This is a genomic window from Maritimibacter alkaliphilus HTCC2654 (assembly GCF_000152805.1).
GTDB classification, from domain to species: Bacteria; Pseudomonadota; Alphaproteobacteria; order Rhodobacterales; family Rhodobacteraceae; genus Maritimibacter; species Maritimibacter alkaliphilus.
The window spans coordinates 123984-139441 of record NZ_CH902579.1 but is presented as its reverse complement, the minus strand read 5'-3'; the positions used below and the strand labels follow the sequence as shown (position 1 = coordinate 139441).

Below are 15458 nucleotides of genomic sequence, written 5' to 3'. Positions count from 1 at the left end.
ATCTGTGTGGTGGAACGGTAGCATTCTCGCCCGCAACAATTCTGGACCGGCTCGGCCGTACATGGCGCGTTTGAGGGTCTTCAGGCGATTGATCTGACCTTCTGCTTGGCCGTTGCTCCAGGGCATCTCGATGGCGTTTTTGACGGCTTCGTAGTCCCGGTTCACTGTGCGGGCAAAGCGCACGATGGGCGCCAGGTCGGTTTCGATCGCGTCGTCGATCCATGCAGGGAGCGGGTCTGCCACGCGGCCGCGCAGGATACCATTGAACCGCATGGCGAGGCTGCGCATCGATACGAAGGCGGGAGAGCGGGTCTTGAGCGCATCGACTTTACGCGCCTGATCCGAGGTGAGCTTGCCGCGCGGTTTGATGCACAGCGCGGCCGCGATGACCGGGGAGATCGCGTGCCCCGTTTCCGGGTCCCGAACCGGCTCCAGGATCTTGTGTTCTACCTTGGGATCGCTCGCTTGCTGTTCGGCTCTGCGCCAACCCGCCAGCAGCCGCTGCAAATGCGACTGGCTCCCCTCGTAACCACGCTCTTGGATCAGACTGAAAAGGGCGCTGCCAGTTCGAATGCCCTCCTTCCAGCTTTGGCTCAGGAACTCTTCAAAATACCATGGCGAACTCGGCTTCAAAGCGGCCCGCCTGCGGTCCGGTGGTGTTTCGAACTGCAGCCATTTCGCGATGCTGCGACGCGGAAACCCTGTTCGCCGCCCGATCTCGCTGCAGGAAAGTCCCTGATTTCGGAGCGCATGGATGGTGGTGAAAATCTCTTCCCGGGACGTCCTGTGCGCAAGGCGGGACTTCAGAAGGCTTCCGGCTGCGGTGATGTTGTCGGCGTCGGACAGCAGCGCCCTGCCGGTGGCACGGCCGTGAAGGTTCATCTGTTCCTCAATGGCCTGCCGCAGGTTTTGCACGATATGGAACCGGTCGGCGACCTGCTTTGCCTGCGGTGCCCCTTGCCGGGCAGCCTTGGCGTAGAGACCGCACCGATCTCTGCTGATCACTTCCACCTCGGGGTGTCGCTTTAGCCAGTTGGTGCAGGTGACGACATCTCGATCCTCGAGGATGTCGATGACCACGCGACGCTCCAGATCCACGATGATCGTGCCGTAGGTTTGCGATTTCCGCCAGCTCCAATCGTCGATCCCGATGATTGTCGGCGCCTCGGTGGTGCCTTGAGCACACCTTTTCAGCTGCCTGAGCACCGTGTCATCGCTGACCCCAAGGCCCAAACGATGCAACAACCGCTCCGCAGGCCGTCCGCCTGTCGCATGCCCAAGATGGCCGACAATCTCCCCTACACGCGAAGTACGACGTGCAAATGGACGCGCAATCGAGCTGATCTGGTCCGAGAAAGTCCGGCGCGGGCAAGCAGGCGCCAAACATCGCCAACGGCAAACTGCGAGATCAACCGTTACCGCGTCTCCATGCGCGGGATAATCCTGCAGCCACCGACGCCGCCAGCCATGACGTCGGCGTGAATGCAATCCACAGTCTGGGCAAATGCCGTTGGGTGCCAAGACGCCAGATACAATCCACCCGCCGGATTCACTTCGTTCAACGCTTTGAACTGCAACATCGCTGCCCGGCGACCAGTGCTTCTTCGAACTCACAACTATCCCTCCTGAATTTTCCAGTTTCAGGATAGTTGCGCCACACAAAGTGAGGCAGAGCCCAATTAAGGGCTACGCGACAGCCAGTTTCACGCGTCAGACCTGTGTCGCGTCATAGGGCAAGCGGCGTACGATGCGCGCATTGTCGCCGTGATCCGGCAGTTCGGTTGCCCGAGGTTCACTGCTACGCTTGCAGTCCACGGGCGTGCAGTCCTGGCGGGCGAAATCTCGCGGTGATGATGGATCGGGTGCCACAACTCTGGCCAGAACGTATTCAGTCAGGGCAGTTCTGGGATCAAAGCAGGTCGGCGAATTGCTCCAGGTCGGCAACCGTGGCGACCAACCCCTGCTGTGTCAGGATCGCGAGATACTCGTCGACGCTTTTGAGCGGATTCTTGAGGCGCGCGCGAACTTTCCGCAGCGCGGAACAGACCAGACCGGGCGCGAGAGACAGTTGGTTCCGGAAAAAGTCGTCAGGGTGTTGGGTCTCGATGCCAAAGGGCGCAAGTGCCGCTGGTGGGAAGTCCTTCAGGTTCTGCGTGACGATCGCGTCACAGCGCCCAACGATTGCCGCCGCCAGAACGTGCCGATCGTCAGGGTCCGGCAGTGTTAGGGCCGGCACCAATGCCTCGTAGCCGGTGACCAGACAGTCGCGTGTGGCCCTGTCCATCAAGTCGCGAGTTCGTTCCAGCGCGGCGCGCTCCCGATGAGGTTCATTGCGCAGAAGCGCATCAATCCACTCCCGATGGATATCGGCCGTCCACTTGGCCTTGAAAAGGTCTGTGACCGCCAACTGCATCAGTGCATCGCGCATCGGCGCGGGATAAAGGACGTTCGCATCGAACAGGACCGTGTACTGGCTCATTTCGAGCGGTAGCCCATGTCCTGCTCTTGAGCGTCGGCGGCCAGTTGATCGAGCGCAGCTTCACGCTCGGTATCGATCGCGGCCTTGTAGGACATCACGTCTTCCATGCGGACGCGGCGATGCTTGCCGACCTTCCGATGCGGTATGGCACCATCCTCGAGCAGCTTGATCAGGAACGGACGCGAGACGTTCAGAACCTCAGCGGCCTGTACGGTCGAGAGTTCGGCGTTCTCGGGGATGATGGTGACCCCCCGCCCCGCTGCCATCGCCTCGAGGATCTCCATGAGCAGCGATACGGCGCCCGCAGGAAGCTCGATCGGCTCCATCTGCTCGGAGTCCGTCACACGAAGTTTCAACGGCGCGCGCGCCTGGGCGAAGCGTGACAATGCCTGGCCAGAGACGCGCGCAATCGCTGCGTCCTGCGGCGTGGGCGGAAGATGTCGGTGTGCCAGCATGTTCATGGTGGTCTCCTCTCCGGTTTCTGTTCTCTACCACCATATATGAAATAAGTGCAACAAATGCATTAAGTGTTGGTGAGTTTCTGCGCGCCCTGCCGCGTGCTCGCGGTTATCGCTGCTGTCGAGTGAGCGGGTGAGACCCACGCTAACCTTCAGTTTGTCGCCTTCCACATCCTGAACCGCCCCTGTCCTGTCACCTCGCGGATCAGACCCCGCTCTTGCATCCATGCAAGGTTGCGCTGAACAGCGGCGCGACTGGCACTCGTCAGGGCCTGGGCCATTGGCGCAGAGACGAGCGGCCATTCGGTCAGCACTGCGCGCAAGGCCGGCGGCGTCCTGCCCGAGAGCAATGTCATTTCGGCTTCCGCCCGCGCCGACCATGCCTCGATATCGTCAAGGTGCCGCACCGCGGTCAGGCACGCGGCTTCCATCCCGTATAGCCAGCGTTCCAGACGTTCGAACGGTGAACCACCGGCTCGTAGTCCCCCTGCCCCGCCCATGGCCAGAGGCGTGAAGACTGCGCCTCTTCCATCGCTGGCCGCGATCCGCGCAGCTGCGACAGCCGCTTCCATACGGTCGTCGTGCTGCCCGAGCCCCGCGAGGCGCCAGAGGTGAAAGCCCGCGCAAGCGCGAGTGATCGGGTGCAGGTCCGTGGCCTGCCCCATCAGATCCAGCCAACCGCTCGCGCGATCCACGAACGGCTCGGTCTCATCACTGATGTTCTCGGGGTCGCGACGGTCGAGGAAGGCGGAAAGGTCCTGCTCCGGTCCCGGTCCACCCGTCAGTCGCCGAATCGCCCATCCGACTCGCGCCAGCGCCGCCGTGTCGTCCTGGACACCGGACAGGCGCAGCGAGATCCAGAGCGCCAGCCGGTCTTGGCTGATGCGGTCACCGGTGTGCCAGCTCAAATCTGCGGCCTCCATCAGCGCAAGCCGATGCCGCCATCCTTCCGGTCCGCGCTTCAACCGGTCGTCCAGCGCGCCGACGCGACCGGCCACACGGGCAAGACGCGCGGCCTGCCCGCCCTCTGCCTTCCGCCATTCGTCGAGGACCTCGGTTTCACGCGGTTCGGCCCGTGGTCCCGGCGGCAAATAGTCCGGCTCGTCGTCCATCGGACCGGGCAGAAACCACAGGTCGTCCTCAGACGCCTGTTCGACCTCCTCAGCATAAATGCCGAGCGCGTCGGATTCATCATACAATGCGGGGGTTCCAGGCCTCATATGCGCAAAATACAGCTATTTTGAGCTTTACCCAAGGGTTTTATCAGAGTGCGTTTGTACACCTTACATAGCACGCGCGCGCGATGGTCCGCGAGACCTCCCTGATCGCGCTCTGCGTATGGAAACCAAGGGCTTTCTGATGAACAGCGCCACAGAGCGCGCCCTTGCATTCATTTACAAACGGTCGATTGGTGACGTGATCCGCAATTGGAAAAAGCCAGAGAAAGGGAAGCCCGGGTGCCGGGCTTGATAGGATAGAGAGAGTCTCATCCGGGTCCGGCGTAACAAGGACCCTGACCATGGCCAAGACCTCAACCCGCCCGAAACCCGCCACCGTGAAGAAGACAGAAGCCGCCGCATCGGCAACGGCTGACGGAGCGACCGACATTCGTCTGATCCCGCTCGACCAGCTGGAGCCCAGCCCGCTCAACGTTCGCAAGGTGGCGCCGAGCGCCAGCGTCGAAGCCGAGCTTCTCGCAAGCATTCGCGAAACCGGCATCAAGCAGAACCTGGTGGTTCATGCGCTGTCTGAGACACGTTTTGCGGTTGATGCCGGCGGTCGCCGCCTCAAGGCGCTGAAGCAGCTCGCCGATGACGGCGTGATCCCAGTTGATCACCCCGTGCCCTGCCTCGTCGAGGACGAGCGCAACGCCATCCTCACATCTACCACGGAAAACCTCCAGCGCGCGGCGATGCACCCGGCCGACCAGTTCGAAGCTTTTGAGGCGATGATCGCCGAGGGGCGCAGCGAGGACGAGATCGCGCTGAAGTTCGGCGTCTCGGTCGACCTGGTGCGACGTCGTCTCAAACTCGCCCGTGTCGCGCCCGAGATCATCGAACAATTCCGTGCGGGCGATCTGACCCTCGAATGCGTGATGGCTTTCACGCTGACCGACGACCATGACCGCCAACTGGCAGTTTGGAACGCGGTGAAGGGCGGCTATCACATCCACCCACAGAGCATCAAACGCCAGCTGACTGAGACCGCGCATTCGGCGAACTCGGCCCTCGGGCGCTTTGTCGGCATCGAGGCGTATGAGGCGGCAGGCGGCGTTCTGCTGCGCGATCTCTTCGACGATCGTGCCAGCGCCCATATGGAAAACCCCGAGCTCCTGGAGCGCCTCGCCATCGAGAGGCTGCAGGCTGCGGCCAAGACTTTTGAGGGGATGTGGAAATGGGTCGAGGTTCACCTCTCGGTCGACTACGGCGCGTTTCGCAGTTTCGGGCGGGTCTATCCGCAGGATGTCGATCCCGATCCGGACTTGCTCGCCGAGGAGGAACGTCTCATCGCCCGCGAAGAGGAATTGGCGGCGCAGAACGACGGCGAGGATTGGTCTGAGGCGGAGACGGAGGAATACTACGCAATCGAGCCGCGTTTGCGCGAGATCGAAGCCCTGCAGCGCGAACGGCAACCGTACGCGGACGAAGATCGTGCCATCGCGGGCGTGGTTCTGACCATCGGTCATGACGGGGCGCTACGTGTCGAGAAAGGCCTCGTGCGACCAGAAGATATCCCCGCTGCGACCGAGCCGGGCGAGGATAGTGCTGAAGCGGGTGATGCCCCATCCCCTGCCCGCCCGCACGTGACGCCGCCAACCTCCTCGACGCCGGTGCCAACCTCCGATCCGGCGGCGACCTTGCGCAAGGCGGATGGGATTTCGGCGAGCCTCGCCGACGATCTGCGCGCGACGCGTCAGCACATCCTGCGGGCGCATCTGGCGGCGGATTTCGAGGTGGCGTTCGATGCGATGCTCTACGCGCTCTGCGAACAGGCTTTGGGGCGGTCCTACAACAACGAAGCGCTCGACATCTCGATCCGGCCTTTCCAGGCGCAAGACCGCGAGGTGCTGCATGCGGATACTGTCGCCCAGAAAATGCTCGAGGCACTGGAACAGGACCTCGCCACCGACTGGATGAAGCTCGAGAAACCAGAGGACTTCCGGGTGATGTCGGCGCTGCCTCTTGCCGATAAGCAGGCGCTTTTCGCCTGGGCGACGGGTCTGGCGGTAAAGCCGCAGCTCTCCTCCGACAATCGCCCCTCCCCAATCATCGAGGAGATTGGCGCGCGGCTTGATGTCGATGTGGCGGCCTGCTGGCGCCCGACCGCGCAAAACTACTGGGGTCGAGTCAACAAGGGCCATGCAGTCGCGACTGCGCTCAAGCTGATCAGCGAGGACTACGCCGAAGATCGCAATCGCGAGCGCAAGGGCGATATCGCGGCCGCGATGGAGCGGGCTTTCGCGGAAACCGCCGGCGAGACGGAAGGGTTCGGCGCGGCGACGGTTGCGAAGACGACGCGCTGGCTGCCCGACGGGATGGCGTTTGCCGGTGCGATGGACGCTGACGCCGACATGGGTGACGATGTGCCCGAGGCCGAAGAAGGCGACCAGCCCGCCTCAGATACTCAGATCGATGCCGAGAACGACGAACCGTCGTCCTTGCCAGCCTTCCTCAGTGGGGATGCTGCCTGACGAAGCGACCACCGACCTGAACCTGACATGATCTCTGGGCCGTCCTCACATCGAGGGCGGCCCTTTCCGGCTGGCGGGTTGACCACAGCCGATAACGGATCAGCTGGCCCGTCCCGGAGAATTCCTATGACCACCACACTCGACCTCGACCCCGTTCAGGAAGCCGCACTTATCGCTGCGCAGAATGACGCCTTTCGCCGTACCATCCTTGGCAATGCCCCAGTTGCCGATGCCCCGCAGGGCCAGTTCGTAATGACACGCGGCGTCGCGGCGCTTGGGCTCGATGTGCAGCTGGAACTCACCCGCCGCGTCGCCGCTTTCGACACCTTCATTGCCGACAGCGACCCCCATGGCTGGCACGAGATGGGTGTCATTGAGCTTGAGGACACGACGGTCTGGTTCAAACTCGACCTGTACGATGTCGACTACCAATACGGCTCCCCCGAGCCCTCTGACCTTGCGCAAACGCGTCGGGTCCTGACCCTGCTGCTGCCGTCGGAATACTGACGCCCCCCATCCCTAGTCACCGCCCCGGACCGCCCTTGCACAAAGGGCGGTCCTTTCAGGCTGGCGGGTTCCAAAGGGCGCGATACCCGCGTCCGGCCCGCCACAGGAGACCAGAGATGGCCAAGACACTCGACTACCAGATTACCCTCTATCCCGCGCATCGCGATGGCGCCTTCGTTGTCACTCAGTTCCAGATGATGGCGAGCTACCCCGAAAAGCGCATCCAGGCCGCGGGAATGGATGACCTGATCGACAAGGTGACGCAGTTCGCAATGGAGCACGGCGAGAGCTGCAGCGCTTCGGTGCGTTGTCTCGCCCCGCGCAAACCGCCGGGGTTCAAGCGCGCGACCGAGAACCTCTATTTCAACCTGGTAGATCGGACGGCTGAAGACCGCGGCGACGCTGCGGCCTGAAGCCCCGCAGGAAACTTCCTGGGCGACCCCGCGTAATGGTCGCCCTCCCATTTCCTCAATTCCAAAGGATCAAAGACATGACACAAGAGACTGATTTCTACGCGCAGATACTCGAATCCCAGAGGCGTGCTGCCGAACAGCGGGTAGAAACCCGCGCGACGCTTCTTTCCGAACTGCGCACCCTCGGCGTAACGAACATCGAGGTGCAATACGAAGGCTACGGCGATTCCGGCAATGTCGAGGATGTCGTGGTGACCCCTGACACGATCATCCTGACGGAAGACCTGCGGCGCCGGGCCGAAGATTTCGGCTGGGACTTCGCCTATGCCCTGTGCCCCGGGTTCGAGAACAACGAGGGCGGCTATGGTGAACTGACTTGGTCGCTTGAGACTGACAAGATCGATGTCAGTCATTCGAACCGTTACATCGAGACCAACACCACTGAACACGAGGGGCTCTGACATGGCACACCCCCTCCATCACGCTGAAAGCTCAGCCCGAAAGTTTGGCGGTGTGCCAAACGATTACCAGCATGTGCATGACTGGTTTGACTCATCCAAAGAGCACCTAGGTCTCTTTGTTCACAGAGCCCAAAAACATCATACCGTTGGGATCTATGATGCTGAACGCCACTTCGGTCGCAGCCTGACCAACAGCGCGGGCCGGGTTGTTCCCATCCGCTGGATCGGCGAGCAGCATGTGCGCGAAGACTGCCAAGGACGCATCCCGTCGCTGGCGGACTGGCTCGGGCGCATCCAGCCAGAGCCGTGGATGGCCAATGGCCGGATCGACAACGACCCGACACAGATTGTTGGCGATCCGCGCGCAGTTTGGGTCGCGGCGGTGGTCAATCACCAGACCATTCTCGGCTTCGAGGACTGGCTGCTGAAGGTTTCGGTTGAGCACATCCAAGATCGTCAGAACCGCGCTGCTGCCTGATCCACCGGACGGCAAACTCGCCGACCACCTGACCACGTCCAAATCGACCCGCCTGCGGCCTCAACCGGCTCGGCGGGTCGATTGCGTTTCAAGAAAGGATATCGAAATGCAAGACCCTGTCTACGAGGAGGCCTACCAAGGCCATACCATCAAGATCTACCATGACCCGGATACTGAGAGCCCGAGGGAGTGGTCCAACCTCGGGAAACTGATCTGCTGGCACCGGCGCTATCGGCTGGGCGACAGCCATCCCTTCGACAGCCCAGATGCGCTCCTGCGCGATCTCTCGGGCGTCACAGACCAGAGCGACCTCTCGATTGAGCAGCTGCGCGAGCGCGCCGAGCGCAAGGCGATCTTATTGCCCGTGTTTCTCTACGATCATTCCGGTCTCGCGATGAACACGATCGGGTTTCACTGCCCGTGGGATTCCAGCCAAGTCGGCTATGTCTACGTGACGCTCGACGCGGTCCGGGAAGAGTTCGGCGTGAAACGCGTCACCAAGGCGATGCGCGAAAAGGCCAAAAACATTCTGCGCGCTGAGATCGTCACCTTCGATGCCTACCTCGGCGGCCAGGTTTATGGCTATGTCGTCGAGCGTGACGGCGAGGAGGTCGATGCCTGCTGGGGGTTCTTCGGGCACTATGAGTTGGACTGCCTGTCCGAGGCACGAGCATTTGTAGATCACCTGACTTTGCGAGAGCTGCACAGACCTGCCGGCGCCGAACAGGGCGCAAGCCCACCCCCGAGTTGAAATGCCCGAAATACTCATATATCTTATTCATGCGTATTCTGGAGATGAGCATGGCAAGCACAAGCGTCACACTTGGCCCCCATTGGGACGAATTCATCGCCCTGATGCTTAAAGAGGGGCGTTACGGGTCAACCAGCGAGTTGATCCGCGCCTCTCTGCGCCTGATGGAGGAGCAGGAAGGTCAGCGGGCGCGGCTTCGCGTTGCGCTGATGGAGGGCAAACAATCCGGTGACGCCGGTCCGCTTGACATGGATGAGATCAAGCGCGAGGCGCGGAGCCGCTCTGGCGCTTCTGATGCGTGAAATCCATCACTCCCAGGCGGCAAAATCCGATCTCGTCGACATCTGGGTCGAGACAGATCGACAGTGGGGCGCGGCGCAGGCGGACCGCTATCTCGACGACATCGATCGTGCCCTGAAGGGGCTCATCGCCAACCCGCAAATGGGATCGGACTGCTCCGACCTCCAGCAGGGTGCGCGTAAACTGATCACGGGTCGGCACCTCGTGTTCTACGAGGTGGACCCGGACAGGATATTCGTGATCCGGGTCCTGCATCAGTCCATGGACGTGCCGAGGCATCTGCGGTCGTCCTGATAACGGGCAAATTTGCACCGGGGCTTTGCCATGAAAGAGCGAGAGACAGGGCGGGAGGGGTGACCCCTCCCGGGTGAGAGAGTGCGCGCGGGGCTTGGGGCCAACCCTCAACCCCGGAGATTGCCGATGAACGCTCACCCCCATTCCGTCCCGCTTGCGCCCGAGGCCGAGACCCCTGCCCGCTCGGAAGCCTCGCGCTTCGCCCAAAACCTTTTGCTGGCTGCGAAAACCCTCGTCCCCCAGTTCGAGGCGGGCAAGCCCATCGACGCCGCTGCCCTGCGCGCCGCGATGGAAGAAGCTTCCGGTGCCAGCGACACCAGTGGTGCCTGGGTCTGGAAGGACGTCTATGAGGCCGCAGAGGTCGCCCAGATCCTGATGCTCTCGCGCTACGGTGCGCTGATACAGCGGCAGGCGGCTACGCCGCACGCCTTTCTTTCCATGATCGAACGCCTCGCCGGTTTGGCGCCCTCTCACACGCGGCGCTCGGAAGACAGCATCCGTCTGCAACAGTTTTCGACCCCTCTGCCGCTCGCAGCCATCGTCGCGCAGGCGGCGGGGTTTCGGGCCGACGAACTCGTGCTCGAGCCCTCGGCCGGCACCGGCATGCTGGCGATCTTCGCCCGGATCGCAGGCGCTCGCCTGGCGCTGAACGAGCTCGCTGAGACCCGCCGCGCGTTGCTGGAGCAGCTTTTCTCCGACGCTGCAGTCTCGGAACACGATGCCGCCTCGATCGACGACCGTTTGGATCGGTCGATCACGCCCTCGGTCATCGTGATGAACCCACCGTTCTCGGCCGCTAGCCACGTCGAAGGCCGGTTCCGGCAGGCCACCAGCCAACATGTTCTGTCTTCCCTTGCTCGCCTCGCGCCCGGTGGGCGTCTCGTTGTCATCACCGGCGAGAGTTTCCGTCCCTCCACCAAGAGTTTCCAGCCTACGTTTCAGCGGATCAGGCAAAGCGCTGACGTGGTGTTTTCCGCAGCCATCGACGGCAAGGTCTTCGCGCGGCATGGCACCACGATCGACACGAGGCTGACGGTGATCGACAAGCGCGTGGCTGGTGCTGAAGAGACCGCACCGGCTGATATTGACGCCGCCTATCATCCGATCTGCGCGACCACGAGTGATCTTCTCTCCGTAGTACTCACCCATTGTCCCGCGCGCCGCAACCCCCTGCCCTGCCCCACTGGCGCGGCTCTTTCGGTGCCACCTCGCCCGACCCGCACCAACCTCCACGCCCTGCGCAACGCAGCACGCAAAGAAACCCGCGCCCTCGCCGAGGAACGCGCGAAGCACCCGTTCGACGACATCGACACGGCCCCGCTCGACTACCTGCCGAAAGCCTGGAGCGAACCCGAGGGCGCGCTGCAGGATACGGTCTACGAAGCCTATGACCTGCAATCGATCCGGATCGACGGCGCGGCCGCTCATCCGACCGCACTCGTGCAATCCGCGGCCATGGCCTCTGTCCCGCCGCCTGTCCCGACCTACCGCCCAATGCTGCCTAAGACCCTCGTCGCGGACGGTCTCCTCTCCGCGCCGCAGCTTGAAAGCGTCATCTATGCGGGCAATGCCCACGAGACGCATCTCAAGGGCTGGTTCAAGCGCGGCGAGATCGAAGGTCAGCTGATGGCAGCGTCTGAGGATGACGAAGGTGCCTTTCGCCTGCGCAAGGGCTGGTTCCTCGGCGATGGCACGGGCTGCGGCAAGGGCCGGCAGGTCGCGGGCATCATCCTCGACAATTGGCTGCAAGGACGACGCCGCGCGGTCTGGGTCTCGAAGAGCGACAAGCTCATCGAGGATGCGCGCCGCGACTGGATGGCGCTTGGGGGGCGTGAAAGCGATATCGTGCCGCTCTCGAAATTCCGCCAGGGGAGCGATATCCGTCTCCCAGAGGGCATCCTCTTCGTCACCTATGCCACCCTGCGTTCTGCTGAACGCGACGGGAAAGCCTCCCGCCTCGATCAGGTGACGTCCTGGCTTGGCGAGGGGTTCAACGGGGTCATCGCTTTCGACGAAAGCCACGCCATGGCGAATGCCGCCGGCGAAAAGTCCGACCGCGGCGACAAGAAGGCATCCCAACAAGGCCTTGCTGGCCTCGCGCTGCAAAATGCCGTTCCCGATGCCCGGGTGCTCTACGTCTCAGCGACCGGCGCGACGGTGGTCGGCAATCTCGCCTATGCCTCCCGTCTCGGGCTCTGGGGCACGGGTGATTTCCCTTTCGTGACGCGGGCCGAGTTCGTTGCCGCGATGGAGGCCGGGGGCATTGCTGCCATGGAGATGATCTCGCGCGATCTGAAGGCGCTCGGGCTCTATCTTGCGCGGTCCCTCTCCTATGCCGGGGTCGAATACGAAATGCTGGTGCATGAGCTGACGCCCGCACAGATCGCGATCTATGACAGCTATGCCGATGCCTACCAGATCATCCACACCAACTTGGAGGCCGCCCTTCAGGCCTCGGGTATTTCCTCCGAGACCGGTACGCTGAACCCCCAGGCGAAATCCGCTGCGCGCTCGGCCTTCGAGAGCAACAAGCAGCGTTTCTTCAATCATCTCATCACCGCCATGAAATGCCCTTCGCTCATCCATGCGATCGAAGCGGACCTGGCCGCGGGGCATTCGGCCGTGATTCAGGTGGTCTCGACCAGCGAGGCGGTGATGGAACGGCGCCTCGAAGAGATCCCGCCCTCGGAGTGGGACGACCTGCAGGTCGATTTTACGCCGCGCGAGAACATCATGGACTACCTCATGCACAGCTTCCCGACGCAGCTCTTCGAGCCCTACTCCGACGAGAACGGCGACCTACGCTCGCGTCCCGCCCTCGATGGTGATGGCAATCCGATTATCTGCCGTGAGGCGGAGCGGCGGCGGGATGAGCTTGTCGAGCATCTCGGTGCCCTTGCCCCGGTGCAGGGCGCGCTCGATCAGATCCTGTGGCATTTCGGGGGCGATGCGGTGGCCGAGGTCACGGGGCGCAAGCGGCGCATCGCGAGGACGCGTGAAGGGCGGCTCAAGGTCGAGAACCGAGCCGCCTCCTCCAACCTCGGCGAAACCCAGGCCTTCATGGATGACGCCAAGCGCATCCTGATCTTTTCTGACGCCGGTGGCACGGGGCGCAGCTACCACGCCGATCTTGGTGCAAAGAACCAGCGCCTCCGGGTGCATTACTTGCTTGAGCCTGGCTGGAAAGCCGACAATGCGATTCAGGGGCTGGGGCGTACCAACCGCACGAACCAAGCGCAGCCGCCGCTCTTTCGCCCCGTTGCCACAGACGTGAAGGGTGAGAAGCGGTTCCTCTCCACCATCGCCCGCCGCCTCGATACGCTCGGGGCCATCACCAAGGGGCAACGCGAGACGGGTGGGCAGAACATGTTCCGCGCCGAGGACAACCTCGAGAGCCCTTATGCACGAGCGGCGTTGCGGCAGTTCTTCTACAAGCTGCGCGCGGGCAAGATCGACGCCTGCTCCTACTCCAGGTTCCAGGAGATGACCGGGCTGACGCTCGATGAGGCGGATGGCACGATGAAGGAAACCCTGCCGCCGATCCAGCAGTTCCTGAACCGCTGCCTCGCGCTCCGCATCGACATGCAGGACGCGATCTTCGAGGCCTTCGGCGGGTTTCTTTCGGCGATAATTGAGGACGCGCGTCAGGCAGGCACCCTCGATGTCGGGCTAGAGACCCTGCGCGCCGAGAAGTTTGAGATCGTTGATCGCAAGGTCATCTTCGAGCATGAGGCGACGGGCGCGACGGCAACTGCGCTGACCGTGGAGCGTATCGATCGCAACGATCCGCTCACTCTGCCCCGCGTCAAAGCCATCTGCGCCGACACAAGAGGCGCGACGCTGTGCTGGAACAAGACCTCCAAACGCGCGGCCCTGATGGTGAAAGCGCCGGCCTTCATGGACGAGGATGGCGTGCCGATCTTGCGGGTGAAGCTCCTGCGGCCCATGGCGACCGAAATCCTCGCGCTGACCGAGTTCTCGAAGTCGCACTGGGAAGAGATCGATGATGCGATGTTCGAGCAGCTCTGGCAGGCCGAGGTCGACGCGGTGCCGGAGTTCACTACATCGAAGATCACGCTGATCTGCGGCCTCCTCCTGCCGATCTGGGACCGGCTGCCCGCCGACAACATGCGGATCTATCGTCTGCAGACCGAGGACGGGGAGCGCGCCATCGGCCGCTTGGTCAGCCAGGAACAGCTTCTCAATGTCTATGCGCGCCTTGGTCTCGACTGCCAGATTGAGATGACGCCGCAGGAGGTGTTCGGCGCGGTCATGGACGCGAAGACGACCCTCAGCCTGCTTGGGGGCTACCAGTTGCGTCGCTCTCTGGTCATGGGACAGCCGAGGCTCGAGCTGATCGGAGCGTCGGGCGCGGCACTGCCCGCATTGAAGGCCTTGGGCTGTTTCACCGAGGTGATCCAGTGGAAGACGCGGGTGTTCATCCCGGTGGATTGCACCGAGGTGCTGGCGCGGGTCCTTGCCGCGCATCCGGTTGGCGCAAGCGCAGCGGATGCAGCCGCATGAGCGCGCGGCGCAGCATCGCAGACCTCTCGGCTGATCTTGCAGACCGCGCCGAGAGTTTCTGCCGCCAGTATTTCCCCGAGGGGTCCAAGCAGGGCAACTATTGGCAGGTTGGCGACACTTCGGGCGCAAAGGGTCAGAGCCTCGCCATCCGGCTGCAAGCTCAGGGTGGGCGCAAAGCCGGATCTTGGACCGATTTCGCGACCGGTGAGTATGGCGATCTGATTGACCTGATGCATGAACGGCTTGGTTCGGTCACGCTCAAGGAAACGCTGAGGGAGGCCCGGTCCTTTCTCGGCGAGGCCCCCTGCCCTTCCTTACCTTGTGACACCCAAAGGGCTGAGTGCCCCGATGCTGCCTCTAGCAAACGCATTGCGCGGGCGCGGAAGCTCTTTGCCGCTGGCAAGCCGGTTCTCGGCACCTTGGCTGCCACCTATCTGCAGGGGCGCGGGATCACACGGCTGGGTCCGGCGCTGCGTTATCACCCGCGGGTTTTCCTGCGGCAGGGCGAGGACGACGCCGATCCGCCGCAAAGGGCCCCTGCCCTGCTCGCGAAGATCACCGACAATCGGGGCCAGATCACCGGCTGCGCACGCTTCTATCTCGACCCGTCCACCGGCGGTTTGGCCGAGATCGAGAGCCCGAAGCGGATCCTCGGACAGCTGCACGGCCATGCCATCCGCTTCTGGTCCGGCAAGGCGCGCAGCGATCTCATCGTCGGTGAAGGTCTCGAGAACACCCTCTCGGTCGGCACGGCTCTCTCCGAGTTTGACCTCGCCTCCTGTCTCACTGCCACCCATCTCGGCCTCTTCATCCCGCCGCCGGGGATCAAGCGTATCTGGATCGCGCGGGACAATGACGAAGCGGGACGAACCGCATCACTGAGACTGCGTAACCAACTGGAATCGCTTGGTATTGCCTGTGGTGGTCTCGTGCCAAACATGGGCGATTTCAACGACGATCTGCGGGCATTTGGCAAAGATGCGCTGCGCCGGTCGTTGCTTGAGGCCATGAAAGTACAAGGTCTGGAGATCGAGGACGGGTGAGCGCCAGCCCCATAAGTGACGTCCGACAGGGCAAAGGTTCCGCGGGTTCGATCTGAACC

At 62.8% G+C, this 15458-nt stretch carries 14 protein-coding genes; 10 read left to right on the top strand and 4 right to left on the bottom strand.

Annotated features, from left to right (window positions below; genetic code table 11):
- The 4 genes from RB2654_RS21185 to RB2654_RS21170 all read right to left on the bottom strand — a co-directional run.
- A partial coding sequence (locus RB2654_RS21185; RefSeq protein ID WP_422908288.1) for an ISL3 family transposase occupies nt 1-1614 on the bottom strand: 1614 nt, incomplete at its 3' end.
- 295 nt (nt 1615-1909) lie between these two features.
- Nucleotides 1910-2479 carry a PIN domain-containing protein gene (locus tag RB2654_RS21180; protein ID WP_007803220.1) on the bottom strand — a complete coding sequence of 190 codons (570 nt, stop codon included), beginning with the start codon at nt 2477-2479 and terminating at the stop codon, nt 1910-1912.
- Nucleotides 2476-2940 (bottom strand): excisionase family DNA-binding protein, encoded by a 465-nt coding sequence (locus RB2654_RS21175; protein ID WP_007803221.1) that lies wholly within the window; start codon nt 2938-2940, stop codon nt 2476-2478. The genes RB2654_RS21180 and RB2654_RS21175 overlap by 4 nt, the downstream gene beginning before the upstream one ends.
- A gap of 149 nt (nt 2941-3089) precedes the next feature.
- Entirely contained in the window at nt 3090-4157 is a 1068-nt protein-coding gene (locus tag RB2654_RS21170; protein WP_007803223.1) for a helix-turn-helix domain-containing protein, read from the bottom strand.
- A gap of 299 nt (nt 4158-4456) precedes the next feature.
- Here RB2654_RS21170 and RB2654_RS21165 point away from each other — a divergent pair, with 299 nt between their 5' ends.
- The 10 genes from RB2654_RS21165 to RB2654_RS21120 all read left to right on the top strand — a co-directional run bounded on the left by RB2654_RS21165 (nt 4457) and on the right by RB2654_RS21120 (nt 15399).
- Complete coding sequence (locus RB2654_RS21165; protein ID WP_008335691.1) at nt 4457-6628, top strand: ParB/RepB/Spo0J family partition protein; 2172 nt, start codon at nt 4457-4459, stop codon at nt 6626-6628.
- A 126-nt stretch (nt 6629-6754) separates the two neighbouring features.
- Complete coding sequence (locus tag RB2654_RS21160; protein WP_008335689.1) at nt 6755-7135, top strand: DUF3768 domain-containing protein; 381 nt, start codon at nt 6755-6757, stop codon at nt 7133-7135.
- Between the two features lie 116 nt (nt 7136-7251).
- Nucleotides 7252-7548, top strand: coding sequence for a hypothetical protein (locus tag RB2654_RS21155; protein WP_008335680.1), 297 nt, complete (start codon nt 7252-7254; stop codon nt 7546-7548).
- Between the two features lie 77 nt (nt 7549-7625).
- Complete coding sequence (locus RB2654_RS21150; RefSeq protein ID WP_008335679.1) at nt 7626-8009, top strand: DUF6878 family protein; 384 nt, start codon at nt 7626-7628, stop codon at nt 8007-8009.
- Nucleotide 8010: 1 nt separating this feature from the next.
- Complete coding sequence (locus RB2654_RS21145; RefSeq protein WP_008335678.1) at nt 8011-8487, top strand: DUF6915 family protein; 477 nt, start codon at nt 8011-8013, stop codon at nt 8485-8487.
- A 106-nt stretch (nt 8488-8593) separates the two neighbouring features.
- On the top strand, nt 8594-9238 hold the full coding sequence (locus RB2654_RS21140) for a hypothetical protein (RefSeq protein WP_008335676.1): 645 nt from the start codon (nt 8594-8596) through the stop codon (nt 9236-9238).
- A gap of 29 nt (nt 9239-9267) precedes the next feature.
- The gene (locus tag RB2654_RS21135; protein WP_008335674.1) at nt 9268-9540 is read left to right on the top strand and encodes a type II toxin-antitoxin system ParD family antitoxin; all 273 of its coding nucleotides are present in this window, start codon (nt 9268-9270) and stop codon (nt 9538-9540) included.
- Nucleotides 9533-9832, top strand: a complete 300-nt coding sequence (locus tag RB2654_RS21130; protein ID WP_008335672.1) for a type II toxin-antitoxin system RelE/ParE family toxin — start codon at nt 9533-9535, stop codon at nt 9830-9832. Before RB2654_RS21135 ends, RB2654_RS21130 begins: the two co-directional genes overlap by 8 nt.
- A 126-nt stretch (nt 9833-9958) precedes the next feature.
- Nucleotides 9959-14356 (top strand): strawberry notch-like NTP hydrolase domain-containing protein, encoded by a 4398-nt coding sequence (locus RB2654_RS21125; RefSeq protein WP_008335670.1) that lies wholly within the window; start codon nt 9959-9961, stop codon nt 14354-14356.
- On the top strand, nt 14353-15399 hold the full coding sequence (locus RB2654_RS21120) for a DUF7146 domain-containing protein (protein ID WP_008335668.1): 1047 nt from the start codon (nt 14353-14355) through the stop codon (nt 15397-15399). The genes RB2654_RS21125 and RB2654_RS21120 overlap by 4 nt, the downstream gene beginning before the upstream one ends.
- Nucleotides 15400-15458 lie beyond the last annotated feature (59 nt).

What these genes read in the sequence shown, in the direction of transcription:
- RB2654_RS21120 (WP_008335668.1), top strand. Translation starts at nt 14,353, where the DNA reads ATGAGCGCGCGGCGCAGCATCGCAGACCTCTCGGCTGATCTTGCAGAC.
- RB2654_RS21165 (WP_008335691.1), top strand. Translation starts at nt 4,457, where the DNA reads ATGGCCAAGACCTCAACCCGCCCGAAACCCGCCACCGTGAAGAAGACA.
- RB2654_RS21145 (WP_008335678.1), top strand. Translation starts at nt 8,011, where the DNA reads ATGGCACACCCCCTCCATCACGCTGAAAGCTCAGCCCGAAAGTTTGGC.
- RB2654_RS21150 (WP_008335679.1), top strand. Translation starts at nt 7,626, where the DNA reads ATGACACAAGAGACTGATTTCTACGCGCAGATACTCGAATCCCAGAGG.
- RB2654_RS21160 (WP_008335689.1), top strand. Translation starts at nt 6,755, where the DNA reads ATGACCACCACACTCGACCTCGACCCCGTTCAGGAAGCCGCACTTATC.
- RB2654_RS21135 (WP_008335674.1), top strand. Translation starts at nt 9,268, where the DNA reads ATGCGTATTCTGGAGATGAGCATGGCAAGCACAAGCGTCACACTTGGC.
- RB2654_RS21155 (WP_008335680.1), top strand. Translation starts at nt 7,252, where the DNA reads ATGGCCAAGACACTCGACTACCAGATTACCCTCTATCCCGCGCATCGC.
- RB2654_RS21130 (WP_008335672.1), top strand. Translation starts at nt 9,533, where the DNA reads ATGCGTGAAATCCATCACTCCCAGGCGGCAAAATCCGATCTCGTCGAC.
- RB2654_RS21125 (WP_008335670.1), top strand. Translation starts at nt 9,959, where the DNA reads ATGAACGCTCACCCCCATTCCGTCCCGCTTGCGCCCGAGGCCGAGACC.
- RB2654_RS21170 (WP_007803223.1), bottom strand. Translation starts at nt 4,157, where the DNA reads ATGAGGCCTGGAACCCCCGCATTGTATGATGAATCCGACGCGCTCGGC.
- RB2654_RS21180 (WP_007803220.1), bottom strand. Translation starts at nt 2,479, where the DNA reads ATGAGCCAGTACACGGTCCTGTTCGATGCGAACGTCCTTTATCCCGCG.
- RB2654_RS21140 (WP_008335676.1), top strand. Translation starts at nt 8,594, where the DNA reads ATGCAAGACCCTGTCTACGAGGAGGCCTACCAAGGCCATACCATCAAG.
- RB2654_RS21175 (WP_007803221.1), bottom strand. Translation starts at nt 2,940, where the DNA reads ATGAACATGCTGGCACACCGACATCTTCCGCCCACGCCGCAGGACGCA.